This window comes from Buttiauxella sp. S19-1, assembly GCF_022134725.1.
GTDB lineage: Bacteria > Pseudomonadota > Gammaproteobacteria > Enterobacterales > Enterobacteriaceae > Buttiauxella > Buttiauxella ferragutiae.
The window spans coordinates 1-1,621 of record NZ_JAHWLU010000240.1; the positions used below are offsets into that span (position 1 = coordinate 1).

Sequence of the window (1,621 nt, forward strand, 5' to 3'; positions counted from 1 at the left end):
TTCCCCAACGCTGTTAAAGAGCAACCACAACAACCACACTTAAGGGCGACTGGCTGGAAGATGCGGGGTTTACAACAGGTACACCACTGAAGATCCGCGTGATGCCCGGTTGTCTGGTGCTCACCGCCCAGGAACCGTTACCTGTACCGCCGCCAGAGCCGGAGATCATGCAGACGCTGAAGAAGGTCACTAAACTTTCAGGTCGCAAGCAACAGCAGATCCTCGAGTTTATCGGGGTGATTTCAGCTAAACGGCCGCCAGCGGGGAAGTGGGGCTGACGGCTGGCTGGCAGGTAAAAAAATCCCGGCTCAGGTGGCCGGGATTTTTCATTTAACATGTGAAGATAGTAAAAATAGTATTCTTTCTAACCATTCCTTAACAGTTAACTCATCTGCTGCCGGATCGTAATATCCATTACGATCCGAAATAAACTCTTGAGAGAGTTCCCCTCCACATGAGAGAAGCTCTGTGAGTTCTTGTTTAAGCTTTAAGGTTTTTTCAGATGATTCTCTACTAACAAAGTATTTAATCACTTCATCAGAGGTTGGAGCATCATAAAACCAGTCCTGATGAAAATAAGCTCCTAAGAGATAAGTGATATTTTCAAATTGCATATTTTCTTCCGTTATCATTTAGGATATGCCGTATGAACCCTATAACCATTCGGCATCAAAGGATCTTTATCGATCACTATAGTGATTTTATTGGAGGGGTGTGAAGCCTCAGTGCCTTTTTGAATTACTTGCCCGACGCTGAATTTTTCTTCATGTTGTAAAACTAATCGTTCCTGATCGCCAGCTAACCAATTGGTTAGTTGCTGTTTATTAGCGGCAATACCGTTTCCTATAGCTCTATCTGCTGTATCAGCATCATAAAAACTTGAAGATGCAGACAGACGAGGTTCTTCCTTGAAGCGGACTATCAACTCAGCATCTGACTTCCCAACATGTTTTTCAATCGCATGTCAGCCAAAATTTTCATGGTAAATCAAAGAGTTGCAAGTTTCATTTTTAACAGTAGTCTTTGTCACTGCCAAAAATGCCTTCGCCGCCACATACTGGATCAGCTTAGCTTCGCTGGTCGGCACACCACTGGACAGGATTTCCGCTGCTTTCTCAGGTGTCATGTCTCCACCCGACGTAAGTGCGCTAACCGGCACCCCAAAGAACTCAGCCCAGGCAACCATCAGGCCTCTCGCAGCATCCTGGCCTTCCGGTATTTGTCCCTGTGAGTTCTTGACCAGTGCTGCTGCCAGTTCATCCGGCGAAGCCCCGTTCTGTATCATATGCGTGGCGAGTGAGGTTTGTGACATCCCCACATCAGTCAGACCTTTTGGCAGACTCAGCGCATTATTCTCAACAACAACTTTATCCATTGCGAAGTCAGCCAGCGAACACTAACTTTCCCAGTTCTATCAGTATATTGCAGGCCATTTCCGCCTGTGCATTCTGATGGTCGGACGCCCCCGACGTGCACTTTTGCACCCTGTAAGCCACTTTCCCCAACGCTGTTAAAGAGCAACCACAACAACCACACTTAAGGGCGACTGGCTGGAAGATGCGGGGTTTACAACAGGTACACCACTGAAGATCCGCGTGATGCCGGGTTGCCTGGTGCTCAC

Annotated in this window: 3 protein-coding genes and 2 pseudogenes; 2 read left to right on the forward strand and 3 right to left on the reverse strand. The window is 47.3% G+C overall.

Annotated features, from left to right (window positions below; genetic code table 11):
* Positions 1 to 35: 35 nt before the first annotated feature.
* Positions 36 to 278 (forward strand): annotated as a pseudogene (locus MES37_RS24285) (SymE family type I addiction module toxin); the annotation flags it as partial.
* A 48-nt stretch (positions 279 to 326) separates the two neighbouring features.
* On the opposite strand, the gene MES37_RS24290 reads toward MES37_RS24285, so the two are convergent.
* The 3 genes from MES37_RS24290 to MES37_RS24300 are packed head-to-tail and all read right to left on the reverse strand — an operon-like array spanning position 327 to position 1,375.
* A complete protein-coding gene (locus MES37_RS24290; protein WP_237932814.1) occupies positions 327 to 614 on the reverse strand; it encodes a contact-dependent growth inhibition system immunity protein in 288 nt (95 codons plus the stop codon).
* Between the two features lie 14 nt (positions 615 to 628).
* Positions 629 to 958, reverse strand: coding sequence for an RNase A-like domain-containing protein (locus MES37_RS24295; protein WP_337927126.1), 330 nt, complete (start codon positions 956 to 958; stop codon positions 629 to 631).
* Positions 959 to 964: 6 nt separating this feature from the next.
* Positions 965 to 1,375 (reverse strand): hypothetical protein, encoded by a 411-nt coding sequence (locus MES37_RS24300; RefSeq protein WP_237932816.1) that lies wholly within the window; start codon positions 1,373 to 1,375, stop codon positions 965 to 967.
* 157 nt (positions 1,376 to 1,532) lie between these two features.
* On the opposite strand from MES37_RS24300, the pseudogene MES37_RS24305 reads away from it, so the two are divergent.
* Positions 1,533 to 1,621: pseudogene (locus MES37_RS24305) on the forward strand (SymE family type I addiction module toxin); the annotation flags it as partial.